The sequence below is a fragment of the Neptunomonas antarctica genome (assembly GCF_001305295.1).
In the GTDB taxonomy this organism is placed as follows: Bacteria; Pseudomonadota; Gammaproteobacteria; order Pseudomonadales; family Balneatricaceae; genus Neptunomonas; species Neptunomonas antarctica.
In genome coordinates this window covers 12,686-35,046 of record NZ_LJSI01000053.1, presented here as the reverse complement: position 1 = coordinate 35,046, position 22,361 = coordinate 12,686, and the positions used below count along the sequence as shown (strand labels likewise).

At 46.4% G+C, this 22,361-nt stretch carries 18 protein-coding genes and 1 pseudogene; 14 read left to right on the top strand and 5 right to left on the bottom strand.

Translation table 11 applies throughout. The features are described 5' to 3' along the window. Nucleotides 1-146: 146 nt before the first annotated feature. The 3 genes from Nant_RS14940 to Nant_RS14930 all read left to right on the top strand — a co-directional run bounded on the left by Nant_RS14940 (nucleotide 147) and on the right by Nant_RS14930 (nucleotide 2,911). The gene (locus tag Nant_RS14940) at nucleotides 147-1,697 is read left to right on the top strand and encodes a methyl-accepting chemotaxis protein (protein WP_054342468.1); all 1,551 of its coding nucleotides are present in this window, start codon (nucleotides 147-149) and stop codon (nucleotides 1,695-1,697) included. Nucleotides 1,698-1,906: 209 nt separating this feature from the next. Then, nucleotides 1,907-2,410, top strand: a complete 504-nt coding sequence (locus Nant_RS14935) for a DUF3087 family protein (protein WP_054342467.1) — start codon at nucleotides 1,907-1,909, stop codon at nucleotides 2,408-2,410. A gap of 36 nt (nucleotides 2,411-2,446) precedes the next feature. Beyond that, on the top strand, nucleotides 2,447-2,911 hold the full coding sequence (locus Nant_RS14930; RefSeq protein WP_054342466.1) for a hypothetical protein: 465 nt from the start codon (nucleotides 2,447-2,449) through the stop codon (nucleotides 2,909-2,911). Here the strand turns inward: Nant_RS14930 and Nant_RS14925 are convergent. Beyond that, on the bottom strand, nucleotides 2,898-3,617 hold the full coding sequence (locus tag Nant_RS14925; RefSeq protein WP_054342465.1) for a ChrR family anti-sigma-E factor: 720 nt from the start codon (nucleotides 3,615-3,617) through the stop codon (nucleotides 2,898-2,900). The two genes, Nant_RS14930 and Nant_RS14925, sit on opposite strands and share 14 nt — an antisense overlap. 2 nt (nucleotides 3,618-3,619) lie before the next feature. After that, nucleotides 3,620-4,198 (bottom strand): sigma-70 family RNA polymerase sigma factor, encoded by a 579-nt coding sequence (locus Nant_RS14920; RefSeq protein ID WP_076495884.1) that lies wholly within the window; start codon nucleotides 4,196-4,198, stop codon nucleotides 3,620-3,622. A gap of 57 nt (nucleotides 4,199-4,255) precedes the next feature. On the opposite strand from Nant_RS14920, the gene Nant_RS14915 reads away from it, so the two are divergent. The 8 genes and pseudogenes from Nant_RS14915 to folE all read left to right on the top strand — a co-directional run bounded on the left by Nant_RS14915 (nucleotide 4,256) and on the right by folE (nucleotide 11,332). Further along, a complete protein-coding gene (locus Nant_RS14915) occupies nucleotides 4,256-5,680 on the top strand; it encodes an NAD(P)/FAD-dependent oxidoreductase (RefSeq protein ID WP_202905029.1) in 1,425 nt (474 codons plus the stop codon). After that, on the top strand, nucleotides 5,677-6,540 hold the full coding sequence (locus Nant_RS14910; RefSeq protein WP_054342463.1) for a DUF1365 domain-containing protein: 864 nt from the start codon (nucleotides 5,677-5,679) through the stop codon (nucleotides 6,538-6,540). Before Nant_RS14915 ends, Nant_RS14910 begins: the two co-directional genes overlap by 4 nt. Nucleotides 6,541-6,545: 5 nt before the next feature. Beyond that, entirely contained in the window at nucleotides 6,546-7,793 is a 1,248-nt protein-coding gene (locus Nant_RS14905) for an SAM-dependent methyltransferase (RefSeq protein ID WP_054342462.1), read from the top strand. An 11-nt stretch (nucleotides 7,794-7,804) separates the two neighbouring features. Beyond that, a pseudogene (locus tag Nant_RS14900) lies at nucleotides 7,805-8,287 on the top strand (DUF3833 domain-containing protein); the annotation flags it as partial. Beyond that, nucleotides 8,288-9,154 carry an SDR family NAD(P)-dependent oxidoreductase gene (locus tag Nant_RS14895; RefSeq protein ID WP_238377157.1) on the top strand — a complete coding sequence of 289 codons (867 nt, stop codon included), beginning with the start codon at nucleotides 8,288-8,290 and terminating at the stop codon, nucleotides 9,152-9,154. Further along, the gene (locus tag Nant_RS14890) at nucleotides 9,141-9,572 is read left to right on the top strand and encodes a nuclear transport factor 2 family protein (protein WP_054342461.1); all 432 of its coding nucleotides are present in this window, start codon (nucleotides 9,141-9,143) and stop codon (nucleotides 9,570-9,572) included. The genes Nant_RS14895 and Nant_RS14890 overlap by 14 nt, the downstream gene beginning before the upstream one ends. 35 nt (nucleotides 9,573-9,607) lie before the next feature. After that, nucleotides 9,608-10,624 (top strand): NAD(P)/FAD-dependent oxidoreductase, encoded by a 1,017-nt coding sequence (locus Nant_RS14885; protein ID WP_054342460.1) that lies wholly within the window; start codon nucleotides 9,608-9,610, stop codon nucleotides 10,622-10,624. A gap of 69 nt (nucleotides 10,625-10,693) precedes the next feature. Then, nucleotides 10,694-11,332 (top strand): GTP cyclohydrolase I FolE, encoded by a 639-nt coding sequence (gene folE / locus Nant_RS14880; protein WP_054342459.1) that lies wholly within the window; start codon nucleotides 10,694-10,696, stop codon nucleotides 11,330-11,332. A gap of 40 nt (nucleotides 11,333-11,372) precedes the next feature. On the opposite strand, the gene mgtE is transcribed toward folE, so the two are convergent. Next, nucleotides 11,373-12,728, bottom strand: coding sequence for a magnesium transporter (gene mgtE, locus Nant_RS14875; protein WP_054342458.1), 1,356 nt, complete (start codon nucleotides 12,726-12,728; stop codon nucleotides 11,373-11,375). 178 nt (nucleotides 12,729-12,906) lie between these two features. Between mgtE and Nant_RS14870 the strand changes: the two genes are divergently transcribed. Both Nant_RS14870 and Nant_RS14865 read left to right on the top strand, forming a co-directional pair. Next, entirely contained in the window at nucleotides 12,907-14,346 is a 1,440-nt protein-coding gene (locus Nant_RS14870; protein WP_054342457.1) for a YcjX family GTP-binding protein, read from the top strand. Next, nucleotides 14,343-15,365 carry a TIGR01620 family protein gene (locus Nant_RS14865; RefSeq protein WP_054342456.1) on the top strand — a complete coding sequence of 341 codons (1,023 nt, stop codon included), beginning with the start codon at nucleotides 14,343-14,345 and terminating at the stop codon, nucleotides 15,363-15,365. The genes Nant_RS14870 and Nant_RS14865 overlap by 4 nt, the downstream gene beginning before the upstream one ends. Nucleotides 15,366-15,444: 79 nt before the next feature. Here the strand turns inward: Nant_RS14865 and Nant_RS14860 are convergent, their stop codons facing one another. Next, entirely contained in the window at nucleotides 15,445-16,956 is a 1,512-nt protein-coding gene (locus Nant_RS14860) for a methyl-accepting chemotaxis protein (protein ID WP_054342455.1), read from the bottom strand. A gap of 12 nt (nucleotides 16,957-16,968) precedes the next feature. After that, nucleotides 16,969-17,577 carry a DUF6436 domain-containing protein gene (locus Nant_RS14855; protein ID WP_054342454.1) on the bottom strand — a complete coding sequence of 203 codons (609 nt, stop codon included), beginning with the start codon at nucleotides 17,575-17,577 and terminating at the stop codon, nucleotides 16,969-16,971. 585 nt (nucleotides 17,578-18,162) lie between these two features. Here Nant_RS14855 and Nant_RS14850 point away from each other — a divergent pair. Continuing rightward, a complete protein-coding gene (locus Nant_RS14850; protein ID WP_054342453.1) occupies nucleotides 18,163-22,356 on the top strand; it encodes an EAL domain-containing protein in 4,194 nt (1,397 codons plus the stop codon). Nucleotides 22,357-22,361 lie beyond the last annotated feature (5 nt).

Here is a 22,361-nt window from a genome sequence, read left to right as displayed (position 1 = left end):
ACACATTACTTTATTAACAGCTAAACTGCTCTTTAGACAAAGTTTATGTAGTGGAATTTAGCCTGTATTGATATCAACCATTAGCACCCAAATGGCTCTACTAGGGCAAGGATATGCTCAGCAGAATGGGTTAAAGGATGAAAAATATGACGAGCATAGAACGTACATTTTCCAATGATATACGCTTAATTTCGACCACGGATCTTCGTGGAAACATTGTCTATGCCAATCCGGAATTCTGTGAAGTGGCAGGCTACACTGCAGAAGAATTAATAGGCCAACCGCACAGTATGGTAAGGCATCCGGATATGCCACCGGCGGCCTTTGCCGATTTGTGGACACATCTGAAACATGATAAGCCATGGATGGGCATGGTAAAGAATTCATGCAAAAGCAATGGCCAACGCCAGGAACATTATTGGGTTCAAGCGTATGTTATGCCGCTGTTTGACCATACAGGTACAAAAATCGGGTACCAGTCAGTGCGTATCCGTCCAACTGACAAACAAATCGCACTCGCTGAAAAAAAATACGCCATCATCAATAAAAAACCTGATATTAAAATCTCCTCTTTCAGCCTCGCAACAAAAGCGACACTAGTAACGGCATTTTTAGCACTTCTATTAGTTATTACTCACTTTCTTTCTATGCCGGCGTTATTAAAACACACATTAATTACCGGCCTGGCTGTCGCCATTGTTGGCGGTGTCGCCTGGTTGACTGCTCCGTTTAAAAGAATCACGGACCAGGCCAGTAAGATCTATGACAACCCACTTGCGCAACTCGTCATGACTGATGAGATGAATGAGGTCGGTGCTACGGAGTTGTCGTTTCTGATGATGCAGGCGCGTATAAGAACCGTTGTCGGGCGCGTTGAGGATAGTATCAATACTCTTGTTGAGGTAATTCAAGAGACCAATGAATCAATTGCACAGACAACAGCAGGCATTGATCAGCAGAATATGGAAAGCGATATGCTGGCTACTGCCGCTAATGAGATGTCAGCAACCGCCCACGACGTAGCCAGTAATACATCACAAACATCTGAATCTACCCGCATAACAGCAGCGCTTGCTCAAAAAGGGAAACTCAAAGTAGATGAGATGATTTCAGGTATCCAGCTACTAGTCCAAGAAGTTAAAGAGGCAAGTAGCGCCGCTATGGCGTTAGAAAAAGAAGCGATATCTATCGAGAATGTAGTCAATATCATCAATAGCATTGCTGACCAAACCAATCTGCTGGCATTGAATGCTGCCATCGAAGCTGCGCGCGCAGGAGAACAAGGAAGAGGATTTTCTGTAGTAGCAGATGAAGTGCGGGTATTAGCCCAACGTACTCAACAATCTACAAGTGAAATCAGAACAACCATAGATTCAATACAAAAACAGGTAGATAAAACGGCCCAGGCAATGGAGCGCTGCCATCAGCATGCAGAAGTAAATATCCAGCATGCAACACAAGCAGGCGAAGCCTTTACTGAAGCCACTCTGGCTATGGTAAATATAACTGACAGAAGTATTCAAGTGGCCGCCGCTTCAGAAGAACAAAGCGCTGTATCTGAAGAGGTTAGCCGCAATATACACAATATCAAGGATATCTCTGCAGCCAATAAAGAAGCCGCTGACAGAACAACAGCGGCCTCTAAAGATTTGAATGATCTTATTTTAGAGCTTAAAGCCACGGTAAAAGCGTTCTAAGATACCTATATATTCAAACATCATAAAAAATTATTCGTTATCCTCTAACGAATAATTTTTTTGTATATAAGCACAACTGAATGGCGAAATAAGTGCCTACGCATTCATGCTTTACCTTATACTCCATTCATCAAGGGTCATACTTTATACATAAACTTTATATATAACCCATACCGCACCTATACTTCACCACTGGAATGTATTATCCGATGCAGCTAGAAGACATTAATAAATCCCGCTATAACAAACATATTAAAGTCACATTTATCGCTATCTGTATTTTTATGCTAATAGTCGCTTTAACGGTCTCTAACCTGTTGATTCATTTTTGGGGCGGGCCCGAAGGCGAAAATACGATGTGGAACATGGCCGGTGTTGTTATTGCTGCACTATTATTAGCCCGGATTCTAATCACCTACAAGCAACACCCTTTTCTTTATGAAGTCGTTTACGTACGTAAAGTGAAGGCTGAATTGAACCGGATTTATCGTAAACAACGTCACATTAAAGCAGCCGCAGCAGAAGGAGACGCAAAAGCGATGGCGATTCTCGATTTTAGCTATCGCGCTTCGCGACATATTTTTGAATTGGATAACAACACCATCACTTTGGATGATTTAAGCAAAAACCAAAATGAACTACTGGCGTTACTGCAAAAATTCAATATTGACTCGCTGGCAGATTATCAACCCGAGTGGGTTAAAGAGTATTAACTATCCACATGATCGCAATGGGAATGAAAAGCTAATATGGCGACCGATGAAGCAAGGACACGCACAATAGAGACATACAACGCACGCGTGAGTGAATGGAGTTTGTTACAAAACCAATCGGATGCTTACGAAAAACACGCGCTTTATATAAAATTATTGAGTATTAGTATTACCGCAGGCGCCATCCTGATGGGAAAAGCAGACATGGCCATTGCGTGTATTCTGGCTATTCTGTGGTGTCAGGATGCCATCTGGAAAACTTTTCAATCACGTATTTCAGATCGGATTATCAAGGTAGAAAAAACACTCAAAGACATCTCAGCGCTGCAGGAACATGATAGAGAAAACATGCCCCCTTGCCAGCTGAATACCGACTGGGTTGAGCAACGATCAGGCTTTACAGGACTGATACTTGAGTATTTTTTACATGCTATACGCCCCACTATCGCGTTCCCTTATGTCGTTCTGATTGGCGTTCTACTGCTAATTAAAATCCAATAAACGGTTGTAGTAGTTTTGGTAAAAAGCCGTGGAATTTAAGCGGCGCATCTGTCGCCACCAAACAAATACACGGCTCTTTACCATCAGTAATGGGCTGATGTTCTACTTCAGCATCCAGATCAGAAACATCTCCCGGCTGAAGGCGCCCCAGTTCATCGCTATAAGAGCCATACAGAATAAATGTCAGCTCACTACCTTTGTGTGTATGCAAAGGTATGCTCATGCCGGGCGCTATTTTCATTAATCGCAAGCCATCATCTTCTGTATCTAAACGAATCTGCTGTATACCCGGCACCAGACGTTTCCAGGCTAATGTTGCATCATTGCTTTCCAGCAAACGCTGCAGCGGTTCAGGAATCCGGTGTGTTCTTACCAAGCCTGCTGTGTCATCCCGTTTCTGAGCGCTATCTACTAACATATCGACTAACGGCTCATCGTCGTCAAGCAATTCTGCAAATGCAGCTCTGCCCGCAAACGGAATAGATTTATTTTCAGATGTCACAGCACTCTCAAGCATTACAGTACTTTCAAGCATTTCAGCACTTTCAAGCATAGCCCCACCCAGCTGTTCAGCCTGATCCACACGCAGGCGGCACTGCTGACAAAATCTTAGATGGCACGCCACCAGAATCTCAAAAGATTCGAGTAAGCTACCCGACGCATAACTTAATAAAGTTGCATCATCCGGATGGTGGTTAACACTCATAATTATGGCCTCAGCACTTTGCTCAACTTCTGAAACGCGAGTCTGACACTGGATTTAACACTGCCTAATGGCAGATCCATATCATTCGCTATTTCCTGATGGCTTTTGCCTTCAAAGTAAGATTTATAGATCACCTGAGCCTGCTGTACAGGTAGCTGCTTGATCGCATCACGGATACGGGCAGTGTCATAATGCATGCCACCATGCACTTCAGGCTCGTCTGGTTCGACATCCAGCATCATGCTATCTGCGCGAGCACGAACCTTCAGACGGCGTAAATGGTCGACATGCATATTCCTGGCAATTCGGAACAACCAAGTACTGGCGGCAGCTTTACTACTGTCATATTGACCTGACTTGCGCCATACCGTCAGCATAGTTTCCTGCACGAGTTCTTCTGCCAGTTCAGCATCTTTAGTGACGCCCAATAGCCATGAATTAAGGCGGGGCGCAAAATGATCATAAAATAACATATAGGTTGCCTTATCTTTTGTCGTGGCAACCGCTTCCAGGCACCGATTCCAGTGCTGGATTGAGTCTTTCTGATCAGGCTCATAGTCCATTGTCATTTCCGTATTCATACCGTCCTATACGCACCCGACAAACATCTGGATCATAAAAAAATTGATCCAATCCTGATGTCAGACCGTATTGAACAGAAAGAGCATTTGGATTTAATTATGCAACACAGTAAACCTTTAAAGATAGCCGTAATTGGATCGGGCATCAGCGGTCTCAGCTGTGCCTGGCTGCTATCCCGGCAAGATCAGGTCGCCGTCACTCTCTTTGAGAAAGACGATCGCAGAGGCGGGCACAGTAATACGGTCGAGGTAGACACTGCACAAGGTCCGGTGCCAGTGGATACCGGCTTTATCGTATTCAACCCTAAAAACTACCCTAATCTTGTTGAGCTGTTCAAATACCTGAAAGTACCTGTTAAACCGACAGAAATGTCATTCGGTATCTCTTTAGATAATGGAAAAATGGAATATTCAGGCAGCGGGTTACAGGGATTATTCGCTCAACCAGGTAACCTCTTGCGCCCTAGATTTATTAATATGGTGCTCGATATTCTGCGATTTTATAAAGAAACCTCGTCTGCCGATTTTTTCTTAGATGAACACATAACACTGCGCCAATTCATTCAGGAAGGCGGTTATGGTGACGCTTTTCGCGATGAGCATCTGCTACCGATGGGTGCGGCTATCTGGTCAACACCCGCCGATAAAATGCTGGATTACCCGGCCAGCGCCTTCCTGCGCTTTTGTGCCAATCACGGTTTACTGCAAATTAATGATCGCCCTCAATGGCATACCGTAACAGGGGGAAGCCGCGAGTACGTGCAGCGCCTTTGTGATGATATCGACGGCTCTATTCATAAAGTCAGCAACAGCACAATCCTGACCGATCGTGCTGTCCGCCATGTGCGCAGAATAGGCGGTAAAGCAATAATTACCGACTGGCAGGGTGACACCTGGAAATTCGACCATGTCGTATTTGCCTGCCATGCAGACCAAACACTTAAGCTCTTAGCCGACGCCAGAGCAGATGAAACGGATGTACTCAAACATTTTCATTTTGAGCGTAATCGGGCCGTATTGCATAGCGATACTGCATTGATGCCGCAGCGTAAAAAGGTCTGGTCGAGCTGGAATTATATGGGGGAGACGACACACCAGGGTCGTAAACTTTCCGTCAGTTACTGGATGAACTCGTTACAGCATTTAACCACTGATCAGACGATGATTGTCACCTTAAACCCTTTTAAAGAACCCGCTGAAGGCACAGTACATGCCAGCTTTCTTTATGATCATCCGGTTTTTGACTTGCATACAACGCAAGCGCAAAAACGCTTATGGGATATTCAGGGACAAAATAATACCTGGTTCTGTGGCGCCTGGTGTGGCTATGGGTTTCATGAAGATGGCCTACAATCAGGACTCGCCGTTGCCGAAGCATTAGGCGGCATGAAGAGGCCATGGAATGTGCCGGATATGTATTCACGCCTCCCGCTTCCAGAAGGATGGCTGGAGCGCTTTGAGAATCAAGGGGCCGCTGCATGATTAACTCGGCACTCTATCATGGTGAGGTCATGCATCAACGTTTTGCGCCTCGCCAACATCGTTTCACGTACCAGCTCACAAGCTGGCTGATCGATATTGATGAGCTGCCGCAACTGGATCAAAACCTGAAAGGCTTTGGCTGGAATAAACGCGCATTGTTCAGTTTTATCGATACGGATTATGGCTTCGGCGATGGTACTCCTGCGCGCGTTTTCATTGACACAATGCTGAAGGATTTTAACCTGCCACGGGCACATCGCGTTGAGCTACTCTGCCAGGTCAGATGTCTGGGCTTTGTATTTAATCCGCTGGCGGTATGGTTCTGTTATGACGAACAAGAACGGCTGATAGCTACACTTTATGAAGTGCGCAATACCTTCAAACAACGGCACCACTATTTTGTGCCCGAGACAGCCGCGCCAACGGCCGCTGAAGAGACGACTGAAACGACAAGCCAAACACATAATCAAACGGCTCAGGAAACAGGTCAGCAAACGGCACCGGTTTACCATCACCACCGCTCAGAGAAGAATTTTTATGTGTCTCCGTTTATGCCGATGGACTGTCAGTATGAATTTCGCTTTCAACGCCCCGACGCGCATTTAAATCTGACGATTAAACAAACCTCGCAAGGCAAGCCTCTGATGGTTGCGGCCTGGCGAGGTGAAAGACAAACATTATCTCAAACCGCACTCAATAGCCTCGCTATTCGCCATCCATTGAGCACCCTCAAAATCATCTTCGCTATTCACTGGGAAGCGATGAGACTCTGGATAAAAGGCATGCGACTCATTACCCGTCCAGCGCCTCCGACCCACCTGGTGACGCGTGGTCAACCGATTAATAAGAGAGAACGGTAACCGTTATGAACATGAACAGTATGCCACCGCCAGATGCAGCAACGCTGACCACCACGTCAGCCCCGACATCCGTCTCATTAGGTTTCATAACACGTTACCTGGTCAGCAAATTAAACAAGGCTCACATCAGCGCATTACGGCTGGTACTGAAAGATGGACAGGAGGTTATGGTGGGTCACACGCAGCCAGACATCCCCATTCCAACACTACATATTCACAATAACCGGATCATTCTGCGTAGCTGGTTTAATGGCCTGCTGGGATGGGCTGAAGGCTATATGGAAGGTGACTGGCAGTGCGACAATTTGTTACTGCTGACTGACTGGGGGCTGCATAACGAAGCACAGCTTGAAAAAGCCTTTAGTGGACAATCACTCGCACAACGACTTAACCGTCTATGGCATCGTTTACATAACAACAGCAAGCGCGGTAGCCGCCGCAACATTGCTTACCATTATGATTTAGGTAATGAGTTCTATGCACATTGGCTGGATACCAGCATGTCTTATTCGGCAGCTCTTTTTACATCAGCTGATCAGGACTTAGCCACCGCACAGCATGCAAAATACCAACGTATTTTAGCCTTATCCGAAGCACAGCCAGGGGATCATTTACTGGAAATAGGATGCGGCTGGGGCGGCTTTGCAGAGACAGTTGCCAACCAACCCGACTTGCAACTGACGGGGATTACCTTATCTCAGGAGCAGCTGAACTGGGCGCAAGACAGGATGACAGCCCTGAAAGCAGATGAGCGTATTAAACTCTCGTTCTGCGATTATCGAGACCTAACGGGTGTGTATGACCGGATTATTTCTATCGAAATGTTTGAAGCGGTCGGTGAATCTCACTGGCAAACCTATTTCGAGACACTTAAGCGTTCACTAAAAAGCGGTGGCACCGCTGTCTTACAGATTATCTGTATCGAAGAAAACCGCTTTGAATACTACCGTAACAATACTGATTTTATCCAACGCTATATTTTTCCCGGCGGTATGTTGCCACCCCCCAGTCGTATTCGTGAACTCACGCAGGAATATGGGCTAGTGATGGAAGAGGAACAGGGCTTTGGTCAGGATTACGCGCAAACCTTACATCTGTGGCGGCAACAGTTCCTCGCCGCATGGCCTGAAATAAGATCGCTCGGTTACGACGAACGCTTTCGAAGAATGTGGGAGTACTATCTGGTCTATTGCGAAAGCGGCTTTCGCTACAATGCACTTGATGTGCGTTTATTCAAGATCCGTAAACCGTAAACGGATGTGGCACAATTATGATGAATATTGAAGATTTTAAAGACAACGAGCCCCAGCTTTCACTTGAAGAGTTCTTTACTGGCGATACCTGGGCCTGGGGAATATTTGAAGACCGCTTTGGCAACCTGAAACGTAGCTTTCAAGTCACCATTGATGGCCGGATGGAAAATGGTCAGCTGATGCTGGATGAACATTTCATCTACAACGATGGAGCCAAAGATCGCCGTATTTGGTACATCACCCCGCAAGGTAATGGCAAATATCAAGGGACGGCTGCCGACATTGCAGGAACAGCCACAGGTAAAGTGATGGGCAACGCACTCAACTGGCAGTATGACATGAACCTGCCCGTTGGCGGCAAGAACTGGCGCGTACACTTCAACGACTGGATGTATCTGCAACCCGGCAATGTGCTAATCAATAAAGCAATTATCACCAAGTGGGGCATACAGTTAGGCACAGTGACCTTATTTTTCAGCAAATGTTTTCAGTAAATGTTTTCAGTAAATGCAGGCCAGAATAATATTCCTGTGGCTAATGAGCAGAGCCAGAGCACGACCCAAAGCAAAGGGAACAACACCATGAATGTGAAAAAAACTATCTGGATTACAGGCGCCAGCCAAGGACTCGGGGCCGCATTAGCACTTGAGTACACTCGTCAGGGCTATCGTGTCTTTGCCAGCGCAAGAAACGCAACGGCACTACTCGAATTAGAAAAAAAAACAGCATCCTATGCTGGAGTTCTGCTGCCTCTGCCACTCGATATTACCGATATAACAGCGGTCGCACAGGCGGTAGCCACTATAACGCAACAGGGCACCCAGCCGATTGCAAAAGCAATATTAAACGCCGGCACGCACATATCACAGCCGATAAAAGGCTATAACAGTGAAGATCTGCGCACCTTAGTTGAGTTGAACCTGATGGGTACCGTTTATTGTATTGAAGCACTGCTGCCTTTTATGCTGCCCCGACACTCCGGCATGATTGCCATCGTAGCCTCCCTCGCCGGTTATAGTGGATTACCGAACGCCAGTGGATATGGTGCGACAAAAGCGGCGTTGATTAATCTCGCCGAGTCGCTGAAACTGGACCTGGAACAGGAAGGCGTTGATATTCGTTTAATTAATCCAGGCTTCATAAAAACACCCTTAACCGATAAAAACACCTTCCCTATGCCTTCTATTATCACGGCAACGCAAGCCGCCACTATTATTGCCAAAGGGCTGGAGTCAAAATCCTTTGAGATTCGCTTCCCCACACGTTTTGCCAGCGTGATGGCACTGCTTAAGCACTTGCCTTATTCACTGTACTTCCCATTAGTCAGACGATTAACCGGTGTCAAACATGAAAGCCAGTGAAACGCTTGAGGAATATATCCGCTTTTTTAACACACTTGAACAAGGTCTCAACAATGGCGCGTTGGAAAGACTGACGCATGCGAATATGCGCTTCTCAGACCCCTTCAATGACGTGCAAGGACGCGAGCAAGTGACTGCTGTGCTTACACATTTTGTAAAACAGGTTAAAGCGCCCCATTTCAACGTATTACACATCGCGTGGGATCAACAGGTGTGCCTGCTACGTTGGGATTTTAGTGGTGAGCTACCCAAAATTGGGCAATGGTCTTTCCCTGGTGTCAGCGAAATACATTTTAATGATGAGGGGCTCATCACTCTTCATCAGGACCATTGGGATGCAAGCCAGTTTTTTTATCAAAAACTACCGATTATCGGTCCGGTATTACGCTGGATACGTAAACAAGCCCAACCTGCTTGAGAGCCACTCACATGACCACCCAAAAAGAAAATATAATGCCACACGCTAAGACGATTGCCATCATAGGTGCAGGTTTCGCTGGGGCGACGCTGGCGCAAAGAATGCTAAAAGCAGGTTATGCCGTCACCGTTTTTGATAAAAGCCGCGGCACGGGTGGAAGAATGGCCAGCGCCAGACTGGGACAGAGCAGTGCAGATCTGGGCGCTCCTTTTATAGAGACAAATAACGAAACCTTCAGTGCATGGCTGACACAGCAGCCTGATGTTGAAGCTTGGCAACCGCTCACGACAGAATTGTCAGATGCGGCTAGCGTTTATGTGGCAAAGCCCCGCCAGAGTGCACTAACTCGTCGCATGCTGACGGGCGCAACATTGATAACCAGCACGCCAGTGAAAGAGATCTGGCCCGAAAAAAACTGTGTGCTTCTGCGCGATGCCCTTGGCCATTCGCTCGGCTGTTTCGACACTGTCATTGTAACGGCACCCGCACAGCAAGCAGCCACCTTACTTGATGCCGTACCGCGTTTTGCAAAGCATGCGGCGCGTATTAAGCCAACGCCTGCATGGGTTTGTCTTATGGCATTAGAACAACCCTCGGGCCTGGACGCCGACATGTGGATTGGCAACGATGGAGTTCTCTTCAGAGCTATCAGAGACAGCGCCAAACCCGGACGCGATAAGGGAGAATGGGCTGAAATATGGAGCCTTGAAGCAACACCCGAATGGAGCCAGGTGCATCTGGAAACAGACAAAGAAACAATAGCCAACCAACTGCTTGAATCCTTTAAGCAGTTATCCAACGGTTCATTTGTCCCTAAAGAAAAACGCGTACACCGCTGGCTATATAGCCGACATAATAAACAGGATCGTCAGCAAAACTCTACTGATAAGAACCGTGTTGATAACAACAGTATCGATAAAAACGAACTATTTCTCTGGAGTGAAGCAAACGCGATAGGCGCATGCGGCGACTGGTTTAGTCATACGGGTGTGGAAGGCGCCTGGTTCAGCGCTAATGCACTGGCAGATGTGCTGCTAAAAGCGCCGCGATGATATTTCATCAGATCTGCTTTATGCGTTGAACCGTACAATATAAAAGAGTTAGCCAATGCAGGTATAAACATGATCTCTAATGAAGCACGCGCCGTTCGTAATCAGTTGATTGAAAAAGGCCTTGAAACGCCTTTGACTGAAAATAACTTAAATAATGAGCAAAAATACGAGCGAATTAAAGGCTTAATGGCCGAAGTGCTGGCAACACTCGGTCTTGATCTGAATGACGATAGCCTGACCGAAACACCGCACCGTATCGCAAAAATGTACACCTATGAGATTTTTTCCGGCCTGGACTACGCAAACTTTCCGGCCATGAGCCTGATCGAAAATAAGATGCAGGTTGAGGAGATGATAAAAGTACGCGATATCAGCCTCATCAGCTCCTGCGAGCATCATTTCGTCACCATCGACGGCACCGCAAAAGTCGCCTATATACCTGGCAAAAAAATCATCGGATTATCTAAAATAAACCGTTTGGTACGTTTTTTTTCACAACGGCCTCAGGTTCAGGAGCGTCTTACCCAGCAAATATTAATTGCTTTACAAACCCTGCTGGAAACTGACAATGTTGCCATTACGATTCAAGCCACCCACTACTGCGTCAAATCACGCGGTGTTATGGATGTAAACTCGTCAACGGAAACCACTGCGCTGGGTGGCATCTTTAAAACCAATGATCGCACACGGGCGGAATTTCTTTTATAAGCAGACGCGTCATGATACGCATGACGCATAGAAAATAGCATTAAAACAGCATAACGGTAGCCAACCCAAGAAACGCAAAAAAGCCGATGGCGTCGGTCGCTGTTGTAAGCACCACGCCACCCGCCAACGCCGGATCAATACCCATCCGCTTCAATATCAACGGAATAAATGTGCCGACTAAGGCCCCGGTAAAAATAACGATCAACATAGCCGCGCCAAAGACCAGTCCCAGCATCAGATCATTGAACCAGTAGTATGCAATGGCGGCGACCACTCCGGCCCAAAAGAGTCCATTAAGCGCACCGATCGTGAGTTCGTGCGCTGCCAATTTCCATATGTTGCGCCGGCTAATTTGATCCAACGCCATCCCTCGCGTTACCAGAGTCAGGGTCTGGCTCCCTGCCACACCACCCATACTGGCGACCACCGGCATCAGCACGGCCAACGCTACCATTTTCTCAATAGAACCTTCAAATAAGCCAATCACCCACGCCGCTAAAAAGGCCGTCAGTAGATTGATGCCTAACCACACGGCACGCCGTACCGAGCTATTGATCACAGGCGCGAACATATCCTCATGCTGATCTAAACCGGCACGCCCTAATATTTCACGGTCGGCCTGGTCACGCATCACATTAATAACGTCATCTACGGTAATACGCCCCAAGAGATAGCCTTTATCATCCATCACTGGGGCTGACATGAGATCGTGGTCTTCAAAGATGCGTGCCACTTCAGTGTTTGGGGTCAAGGGCGTAATACCCACAACATCAGGCGACATGACCTCACCCACGATTGTGGATAAGTCATATGAAACCAGATGACTGAGTGGCAGAATCCCCATAAAACGATTATGTCGATCGATAACCATCAGACTATCAAGATGCTCAGGCAGTGATCCTTCTCGCTGCCGCAGACGGCGTAAATAACGTAAAACCGCTTTAAAAGTAACATCAGCACGCACCGCCGTGGCATCGACATCCATCAAGCCACCCGCGACATCATCAGGATAGAGCTTAACCCGCTCGTAGCGTTCCCGGCGGTGAACATCCATCGCCTTAACCATCGCATTGACGACAGACATCGGCAGATCATCATCCAGATCGGCAAGTTCGTCCATTTGCATAACCGACAAACAAGCGATCAGCTCTTTCTCGTCCGTTTGCTTTATTAAACTCTTGCGCAGCCCACCTTGCAGCTCCAGCAGCACTTCACCTTTTTTTAAGCGCGGTAGCTGCAACCACAAAGGAGTTCTCAAATCCCCGGGAAGCGACTCAATAACACGGGATATTTCTGCCGGTGACATGGACTCAACTAAACAGGACGCTCCGCTCTCAGGGCTTTTCTCAAGCGCATCAGTTATCAGACCTACCTGTTCTTGCAAACGTGTACTCATAAAGCTTTCCTCGACAGAAAAGTATAGTGCTCAACAGATTACGGGAAATATGAGCCTATAGTATGATTAAAACTATAATCTGCGTTACAAAAACTTTTGTTGGCACCGATTCCGCTTTATCATAAAAAGTACTGATTTATCATAAAAAGTGCTGACGTTAATTTTCAGGATGTGAAATATGGGGCTGGGTTCCAAGCTAAAAAGTCTGATTGGTGAAGACCTGCTGGATGATCTTCAGCATCAACTGAAAGAGGTAGCCGCTCAAGGGCTGGACCGGCATCTTAAAATCGCGGTAACCGGCCTGAGTCGCAGCGGTAAAACCGTATTTATCACCTCATTAGTTCACCACCTGATGGAAGCGCATCAAAGTCGCTCCTTGCCTTTTTTTGAAGTGGCGAGCGAGCAACGCATCATCAGCGTTAAAGACCTCAGTGCAACATCAGAAAAACCTTTCCCGCTTCGTCAGTCAATACAGGCGTTAGGACAAGAGCCGCCACTGTGGCCGGAATCAACGACCGGCTTATCTGAAGTCAAATTAGCGATTCGCTACAAGCCGGCCAGCCGCCTGAAGCGATTAGTCAACGACACTGCAACCTTGTATCTCGACATTATCGATTATCCCGGTGAATGGTTGTTGGACCTGCCGCTGTTGCATCTGGACTTTGCGCAATGGTGCAGCAAACAGCAACAGTTGTTTGCACTTGAACCACGCGCGACCCTGGCCAAAAACTGGTGCGCAGCGCAAAGCCGGATAGACTGGCTGGCACCCGCTAATGACGATGCGCTGGCGGTGTTGAGTGAGGAATACACCGCACTACTACACCTGTTACGCAATGATGAAAATGCCTTAAGCATGATCCAGCCGGGCCGCTGTGTGTTACCCGGGGAATGGGCATCCAATCCGTTACTGCAACTGTTCCCGATTCTCAATCCACCTGCTGATCTCAGCCAGATACCGGCGGGGTCAATGTACCAACAATTACAACAACGCTATGAAGACTATAAAGAATTAATCGTTAAGCGCTTTTATCGCGAACACTTTTCCCGCTTTGACCGACAAGTCGTTTTAGTGGATTGCCTGAAAGTACTCAATCACGGCAAACCCTGTTTTGATGATATGAAGTCCGCATTGACCGATATTTTGCAAAGCTTTAATTACGGACAATCAGGTTTTCTGCGCCGCCTTTTCAGCCCACGTATCGATAAAGTGTTATTTGCCTCCTCTAAAGCCGATCACGTCACCGCCAATCAGCATCATAATCTGGATAAATTTCTTGAGCTGATCATTCAGGATGCTCAGCGGGATATGCGTTTTGACGGCATTGATACGCGATGCATGGCACTCGCCTCGATCCGTTCGACCGAATCGGCTGAAGCCGTGCTGGATGGCCAGACGATATCCTGTCTGAAAGGCATTAACAAACAAACGGGTGAGACGATCGCGCTGTTTCCTGGCGAAGTCCCGATGGAGCTACCCTCAGAGCGAGACTGGAACAGCAGCCGCTTCCGTTTTCTCGACTTTGCACCACGTAAGCTCCCACAAACAGATTTGAAACCTGCGCATCATATCCGTCTGGATCAGGCGCTGGAATACTTGACCGGAGATATGTTCAGATGAGCGACAAGCCACACTGGAAAGAGCCCGTATTTATTAATCCGGACAATTTGAACACCGACAAAGCTGCCGAGTCAGAAACACCCGATGCTCAAGAGATCCCGCTGCACGCTGTATCGCTGGTCGCAGAGGAGCAAGACGATAGCCAGAATGTCGACAAATTATCACCTGCCCCGAAAAAACGCCGCTGGGCTAATGTGTTTACCGCCTCAATCATTACGCTGTTAAGTGCCGGTGTTATCGGTGAAGTTTACCGTCTGATTAACTGGGGCTTTGAAACACACCTTGTATTAGGTGTTACCTTCGCTGCATTAACCAGCATCACGGCCATCAGCGGTGTAGTCTGGACATGGAAAGGTTTGAAAGGGCTGCGTCAGCTAAAGCAAACAGAAGCACTGCACGCTGAAGCACAAGCACTGCGCGGCCAGAAAACCCATGGGCAGGCGATTTCTCTGTTAAAAAAACTAGATAGCTATTACGAAAACACACCGATTAACCGGTCATTTAAAGAAGCCCTAAGGCAAGTTGATTCCGCCTATAATGACGGAGAAATCATCCACTACATCTCTAACCACGCCTTAAAGGAGCAAGATGAAGCAGCACGTCGTTGCGTTCACCGTTATAGCGTACAGTCAGGAATTATGGTTGCATTAAGCCCTTACGCGACCTTCGATATGTGGCTGGTAGGCTGGCGTAACCTGAAAATGTTACGCGAAATCACCGACATTTATGGCATCTCTCCCGGCGCGACTACGCAGTGGAGCCTGCTCAAAAAGGTATTACACAATATTGCCTTTGCCGGACTAAGTGAAATGACGATTCATGCAGGTTCCCAAATACTCAGCAGTTCGCTCACCGCCTCTATTTCGGCACGAGCGGGACAAGGTATCGGTGCCGGTTTATTCACAGCACGCTCGGGCTTACAGGCCATCAGACTGTGCCGCCCTCTCCCCCAGGAAAACAACGATCAGCGGCTACTTTCAGCGATCACCCAGTCTATTATTAGTGACATTAAGGGCTAAAACTAATTAATGATCAAGAACCTACTGTTTTATTCAGTTATTAATCCCTATCAAAGACAAGCGTGGGATACATAACGCTTTAGGTTCGAAAACGTTCAACCTGATCAGCCAAACGTCGACTGATTTGCGTAAGTACACGGGTGCGCTCGCTCGCTTCACTAACCGCACCTTCAACCTGCATAGAAAGTTCGTTGATGGACGATACATTTTTACTGATTTCCGATGCGACGGCCGACTGCTCATCAGTAGAACTGGCAATTTGAGTGTTCATATCACTGATCACTTTAATCGACCTCCCTATGTCTTCTAAGATCTCACCCGTATTAACAACCTGGCTGCGCCCGGTCTCTGCTTGTTTCTGGCTTTCCGCCATAGCCGTAGAGGCTTCCAGACTTCGGCTTTGAAGCTGGCTGATCATCTTTTGTATTTCTGCAGTAGAGCGCTGCGTGTTACTTGCTAAAGAGCGCACCTCATCTGCGACAACAGCAAACCCTCTGCCCGCATCACCTGCACGTGCCGCTTCAATTGCCGCATTTAATGCAAGCAAATTGGTCTGGTCGGCAATACCACTGATCAGATCCACAACATGACCAATCTGCCGGCTGTCTTTTTCAAGACCAATGATCAGCTGGTTTGTATCACTCACTTTCGCGGCAAGAGATGTGATGCTCTCAATCGTCTGTCGAAGGATACGATCACCTTCAATGGTTTGGTTTTTTGCACTTTGCGCAAATTCTGCCGCCTGCTGTGCATTACCTGAAACTTCATGGAATGAGCAGTTCATTTCTTCAATAGCAGAAGCCAATTGAGAGGTTCCGACTTGCTGATGCTGAGCATTGATACTAGCCTGCTGAGTTATTTCAGCCGTTTTTGACAGTGAACTATTTAACTCAAGCCCGCCCCTTTTGGCTTCATCAATCGCGTTATACACCGCATCCATATAATTATTCAAACTAACAGCCAACGAGCTATTGCTGTGAGTCTCACGCTGCGTAAGATCAATAACCCCATCGTGAATCGCAAGCTTGCTAACAACTAAAGAAACCTCTTCTGCCTGCACGCCTTCTTTTTTTGCCTGCAATGCCATGTAAATCAACAGTAACGATTCAAACACCACAAAGGCAGCATGTAACAGAACAATACTTAAACCTGTGCGGTTTTCGAAAATAAAAACGCCTGAGCCGGCTTCTTGTAAGTAATTAAACGTGAAATGGTGCACAGCAATCAAACCGGCAGCAGCAATAATAGGCAACCAGTCACGGTAATAAAGCAGAAACGCAAGTAATACGAAAATGGAAAAATGGAACTCTAGCATGCCGTGGCTTTGATGAATCAACAGTGCAGAAAACACCATCAAAGATAATCCTTGTGTAACACGAGTTACGCGTCCACCTGGCATTGAAACATAGAGAACCGTACATAAAATCGCAGACGATAAACCAATAACCATTGATTCCGCCCATGTGTCATACCAACTGGCGAGCGTCAGTGATATTAAAAACAAAAACCATTGCACACTAACCATAATTCTATCGCCAGCGACATAAAGGCGATGCATGGTAAATAGAGTTAACTCTTCATTTTCTTTCATAATTAACAACCATTATAAATATTCATAGGTTTTTTTAGGCCAGCTACAAAAGCATCCCCTGGCAAGATTAACATCTTGTAACGCAGGCCTACCTTCCAACAAATCATCCAGGACAACCGATACAAAATCGCCACTGCGCGTGCTGCAAACAGCACCCGGGCTATATGGACCAATATAATGAACCAACCCTGTTCTATCCAAGACAAGAGCGGCTGGACTAGCGACAGGTGCCGCAGCATGTTCTACGATCTGCACCGGGGCGTTAAAAATTTGCAGGGCTTTCTCAAGCCCTGCAGTGTTAGGTACTCTCACTTCAAACTTCACACCCGACGCTTGATAACGTTCCATTAATTCCAATACGTGTTCGGTGTTAAAACGCGTACAAGGGCACTCCGGATCAAAATAATGAATAACCTTAGCGACAGCATCGGGTTTTATTGGTGCGCCAATCGTCACATCCGGCATCATCGTACGACTATCAAAAACCGCATCATGGTATTCAAATGTGACCTGCTGATACCAGCGTAATTCAAACCACCAGAAAGCAATAACAACACCCAATAGCCAAGTAGCAACAAGCAGCCACGCCAGACTATTTTTAGATTTTGAAAAATACTTCATATCCCGTAATTCAGCGACAGATTATATTCCATTTAGATTAGTACACATTTAAAAGACTACAGGGATATCGTATATGTTCTTACAGGCTTCAGATGTATTATTAACCGCTAGCGTTTCGATAAAATTCGCTATGCTCTGAGTACGGTTATCGGTAACCCTACTGTTTTCTTTAACGCTTTTCTAAAGCTAGAATTGATATTTAAACGGTAGACTTAGCCAACTTATATTGAGCGCGAATATCAGTTGGCAGATCTTCCTGATTTTGGTTTCTGAATGAGTGCAACGGACCTATTCATCTCACAAACGGTGAGCATTACAACACTCAGACAGAGCGTGCAAATTTATAGATACATCCAATGGGATTATGATTGCATTACGCCATCAGACTGTGACGGCATCACCCTCAGGAAAACAACGATCAGCGATCACCCAGTCTATTATTAGTGATATTAAGGGCTAAACAACCCAATTTTCATTTATATCCTACCTATTTACTACGCTATTGACTCTAGTCAACAACAGCAATTAGTCTATCGGTATAGCATGCAAGGTTTTAACGCCTGAATCTAATCTAAATGGAATCGCATGACTCCCCCACAAGCGCTAACACTGAGGTCTATTTGCTCTAGTACACTGGTGTCTATCACTAATAATACACCCGTGCCTGAAGCACTACACCTGATGAGCCAACAAGGCATTAGCTCGCTGGTTGTGTTAGACGATACTCGCCAACTTACCGGTTTAATCACAGAGCGGGATCTTATCCTGATGGCGGGTACGGACAATATTGAGCGTCTGGTGGCCTCAGATATTATGACCTCCCCGGTTATTACGGCGTCTGCCAGTATGGAATACCATGAAGGCTATCATTTGTTGGCACGCCATGACATCCGCCACCTTACGGTGGTTGATGACACGGGATATCCTATCGGCATGGTTACCGCTACCGACTTTATCCAGCACCTCGGTATCGAATACCTGATGGAAGTAAAATATGTGGATAACGTTACCGACAGCCGCCTGCATTTTATCGCTAAAGAAACTTCACTCAAAGAAGCCTTCCAAGAGTTTTCACACTGTAAAACCAGCTGCCTTCTTATCGGTTCACGCACGCACGTACAGGGAATTTTAACAGAGGGAGATATTGTCCGGTTGCTTGAAGAACAGGTCGATATTCATTCAACCTCTGTCGAAGAAGTGATGAGCACGCCGGTTTATAGTATTCCTTATGGCACACCGCTGAGTGACGCCAGAGAACAAATGATTACGTTGGAGTGTCATCGTCTGTTGGTGACGGATAAACAAGGGCATGCTGCAGGTACAATCACCCGCAACGGCCTGATTAGCGGTATTCAATCGCATTATATCGCCTTGTTACAAGAGTCCATCGTCCAACTTAACCAAAAACTAAAAACAGCCGAGAAAGAGATTCAAGCCAGCCATTTTGCTCAAGCGCTGAAACATATAGCTGCACGGATGCTGAATGCCACTGATATCGATACACTAATGTCAGAATCCATAACCGATCTTCGCCGTATAGTCGGCGCAGATCGTGTCAGGTTATTAATGGCTAACGATCCTGCCTTTTCATCGGCTACCCTTCTTTATGAAAACTGTTCTCCTGACGTTCCCGGGACATTAGAACATTCGACTCATCTACCACTTACACCGCAGTTGAGTGCGGTAGCACTGAGGACGATGAACCAATCCGGTATACATGTTAGTCACGATACTGAAGCCTACAGACAACATGATGACTATATACAAGATGATATTAAAACAATTTTTTGCGCACCTATAAGAGCAAAACTAGCAGCGCCTGCCATTCTGACCCTGCACTTTTGCAAAGAAACCAGGGAACCTTCGGAAGCAGAGATAGGCTTATTACAGGAGTTTACCGCCTACTTCTCTTCTGCTATGACCAGCCACTCTCTGCAGAAACGTTTATCTCAGGATATTAAGAAAAGAGAAGCGACGGAGCAACACCTGCAAAACTTACTGAATACCTTGCCTCATGGTATTCAGGAAAATGATCTGAACGGCCTGATCACTTTTAGTAATCCTGCTCATCATAGAATTCTGGGGTATGAACCTGAAGAATTAGTGGGTAAATATATCTGGGATATCTGTTTCAGGCCCGAAGAGATCGCCAGAACGAAGTCCCGATTGGCAAAATTACAAGCAGATCGCCCCGCCCCTTATGTAATAGAAACAACCAAATCTACTAAACAGGGATCTCCTGTCGATATTCGTATCAACTGGTGCTATCAGTATGATCAACAAGGTAAATTAAGCGGATTACTTTCCGTTATCACGGATATCACACAGCAAAACATCATCAAAAACGAACTACTGATTAAAGACAGAGCCGTTCGTTCAACTGAAGATGGCGTAGTGATTAGCAGCGCACAGGGTGATTGGCCGATCATTTATGCCAACCCGGCCATTGAACAAATGACCGGTTATTGTCAGGAAGAGCTATTAGGAAGAAACTGCCGATTTCTGCAAAATAATGATCGGAATCAACCCCCATTGGGCATCATCAGGAACGCCTTAGAAAAAGGTCATTCCTGTTCCGTCGAATTACGTAACTACAAAAAAAATGGCCAGCTATTTTGGGTCAGAATCAGTATTTCGCCCGTTTATAATGATGCTGGCGTGTTAACACATTTCATCGGTATACAAAGGGATATCACGGCAAGTAAGGCAGCACTCGTAGCACTGGAAGACAGTGAGCATAAATATCAGGCGTTTTTTGAAGACTCAAATGATGCCATTCTTGTTCTATCCGCGGAAGACTGGAGTGTGTTTGAAGCGAACCCCAAAGCCAACCACATGTTTGGCTTTGCAGATGATTCTCAACAAACCTTTGCAAACGCAACAACGGCTGCTGCTGCCAATACTACCGCACCCAAAATAATCATCACGGATCTGAGCCCCTTCAAAAACACCGTCTTCGATAGCATGCTTATCGCCTTTAACAAGGGTGAACAAAGTTATCGGGGCCACGGTTATTGTGTATCTTGTTCTGGCCAGCGCATACCTGTTGAAATATCGGCGACCCAACTGAAGATCCAACACCAGCGCATGGTGATCGCCACATTGCATGATCAGAGCTTCCAGATAGAGGCAGAAGAGCGCCTCCAGCAGTCGGCCATAGTATTTGAAAACAGCCTGGAAGGCGTCATTATTACCGATGCCTTCACACGTATCACCTCTATCAATAAAGCGTTTAAGACTATCACCGGATACTCTGCTGCAGATGTACTCGGCAAAAAGCCTGCTATTCTTCGCTCAGGTCGCCATGATGCCGCATTTTATGATGCTATGTGGTCTGAGTTGCGCCGTAACCACCAATGGACAGGTGAAATATGGAACCGCCGTAAAAACGGTGAAGTCTATCCGCAGCTATTAACAATGACAGCCATTTTGGACAAGCAAGGTGATGTGCAGAATTATGTCGCGGTATTCTCCGATGTGTCGGCACTAAAAGAATCGCAACAAGCCCTTGAGCATCAGGCGCATTATGATGCGTTAACCGGCCTGCCTAACAAACTGCTCTTAGAATCACGGGTGCAGCATCTGCTTTCACACCAGGCACGCTCACATAGCCAATTTGCGGTTTTATTTCTTGATCTGGACCATTTTAAAAACATTAATGACAGCCTCGGACATGTGGCAGGCGATACGTTACTGGTAGCCGTTACTGAAAGACTGCAACACTGCATTCGTCAAGATGACACGCTGGCCCGATTAGGCGGTGATGAATTTGTGTTTATTATGGAAAACATTCTGTCAGTTCAGGATTCAGCTCTGATGGCTGAAAAAATGATTCAGCAATTCATTCAGCCTTTTAGCATTGAGGGTCAAGATGTTTATATTTCGGTAAGCATCGGTATCACTCTTGCGTCAAACAACAATGCGACCTATGACGAACTGATTCGTAATGCAGATGCCGCCATGTATCAGGCGAAGGCAGAAGGACGTAATACCTATCAATATTATTCCAAAGAGATGACAAGCCAGGCGTTTAAACGCTTAAGCTTTGAAGCCATGATGAGGCAGTCACTGCAAGCGAATGATTTCGAACTTTACTACCAACCACAAATCAGATTGTCCGATGAAAAGCTGATCGGTTATGAAGCGCTCATTCGCTGGCAGCATCCCACACTGGGGCTGGTTATGCCCGATAAATTCATATCGATAGCAGAAGAAAGTAGCATTATTCTGGCACTGGGCGAGTGGGTTCTTATTGAAGCCTGTCGAAAAGGAAAACAGCTACTTGATGACGGGAAGTTTTTTGAACATATTGCCGTCAATGTGTCAGTTCAACAACTCAAAAAAGGCGATTTCCTGAAGATAGTCATATCGGCTTTAAATGAAACGGGGTTTCCTGCCAACAAGCTTGAGATAGAAATTACTGAGTCATTCCTGATGGGTAACGAACTTGAGGCAACCCGGGTGCTCACCCAATTACGTAACATGGGTATTCGTATTGCTATCGATGACTTTGGTACAGGCTATTCGTCACTGAGTTACCTCAAACAACTACCTATTGACACATTAAAAATTGACCGCTCATTTATCCAACACCTTCCGGGATCACCGAAAGACAGCGCGATTGTGCAAACAGTTATTGCTCTTGGCACAGCTCTGGGGTTAGAAGTGCTCGCCGAAGGCGTTGAAACACCGGAGCAAAGAGACCTGCTGCTAGCACTAGGCTGCTATTGCGTACAGGGCTACCTTTATTCCAAACCACTGCCTGCTGAAATGCTTTAGCCATT

Bases quoted from the DNA above. Each gene is read 5' to 3' on its own strand.
- Nant_RS14940 (WP_054342468.1), top strand. From the start codon at position 147: ATGACGAGCATAGAACGTACATTTTCCAATGATATACGCTTAATTTCG.
- Nant_RS14935 (WP_054342467.1), top strand. From the start codon at position 1,907: ATGCAGCTAGAAGACATTAATAAATCCCGCTATAACAAACATATTAAA.
- Nant_RS14930 (WP_054342466.1), top strand. From the start codon at position 2,447: ATGGCGACCGATGAAGCAAGGACACGCACAATAGAGACATACAACGCA.
- Nant_RS14925 (WP_054342465.1), bottom strand. From the start codon at position 3,617: ATGAGTGTTAACCACCATCCGGATGATGCAACTTTATTAAGTTATGCG.
- Nant_RS14920 (WP_076495884.1), bottom strand. From the start codon at position 4,198: ATGAATACGGAAATGACAATGGACTATGAGCCTGATCAGAAAGACTCA.
- Nant_RS14915 (WP_202905029.1), top strand. From the start codon at position 4,256: ATGTCAGACCGTATTGAACAGAAAGAGCATTTGGATTTAATTATGCAA.
- Nant_RS14910 (WP_054342463.1), top strand. From the start codon at position 5,677: ATGATTAACTCGGCACTCTATCATGGTGAGGTCATGCATCAACGTTTT.
- Nant_RS14905 (WP_054342462.1), top strand. From the start codon at position 6,546: ATGAACATGAACAGTATGCCACCGCCAGATGCAGCAACGCTGACCACC.
- Nant_RS14895 (WP_238377157.1), top strand. From the start codon at position 8,288: ATGTTTTCAGTAAATGCAGGCCAGAATAATATTCCTGTGGCTAATGAG.
- Nant_RS14890 (WP_054342461.1), top strand. From the start codon at position 9,141: ATGAAAGCCAGTGAAACGCTTGAGGAATATATCCGCTTTTTTAACACA.
- Nant_RS14885 (WP_054342460.1), top strand. From the start codon at position 9,608: ATGCCACACGCTAAGACGATTGCCATCATAGGTGCAGGTTTCGCTGGG.
- folE (WP_054342459.1), top strand. From the start codon at position 10,694: ATGATCTCTAATGAAGCACGCGCCGTTCGTAATCAGTTGATTGAAAAA.
- mgtE (WP_054342458.1), bottom strand. From the start codon at position 12,728: ATGAGTACACGTTTGCAAGAACAGGTAGGTCTGATAACTGATGCGCTT.
- Nant_RS14870 (WP_054342457.1), top strand. From the start codon at position 12,907: ATGGGGCTGGGTTCCAAGCTAAAAAGTCTGATTGGTGAAGACCTGCTG.
- Nant_RS14865 (WP_054342456.1), top strand. From the start codon at position 14,343: ATGAGCGACAAGCCACACTGGAAAGAGCCCGTATTTATTAATCCGGAC.
- Nant_RS14860 (WP_054342455.1), bottom strand. From the start codon at position 16,956: ATGAAAGAAAATGAAGAGTTAACTCTATTTACCATGCATCGCCTTTAT.
- Nant_RS14855 (WP_054342454.1), bottom strand. From the start codon at position 17,577: ATGAAGTATTTTTCAAAATCTAAAAATAGTCTGGCGTGGCTGCTTGTT.
- Nant_RS14850 (WP_054342453.1), top strand. From the start codon at position 18,163: ATGACTCCCCCACAAGCGCTAACACTGAGGTCTATTTGCTCTAGTACA.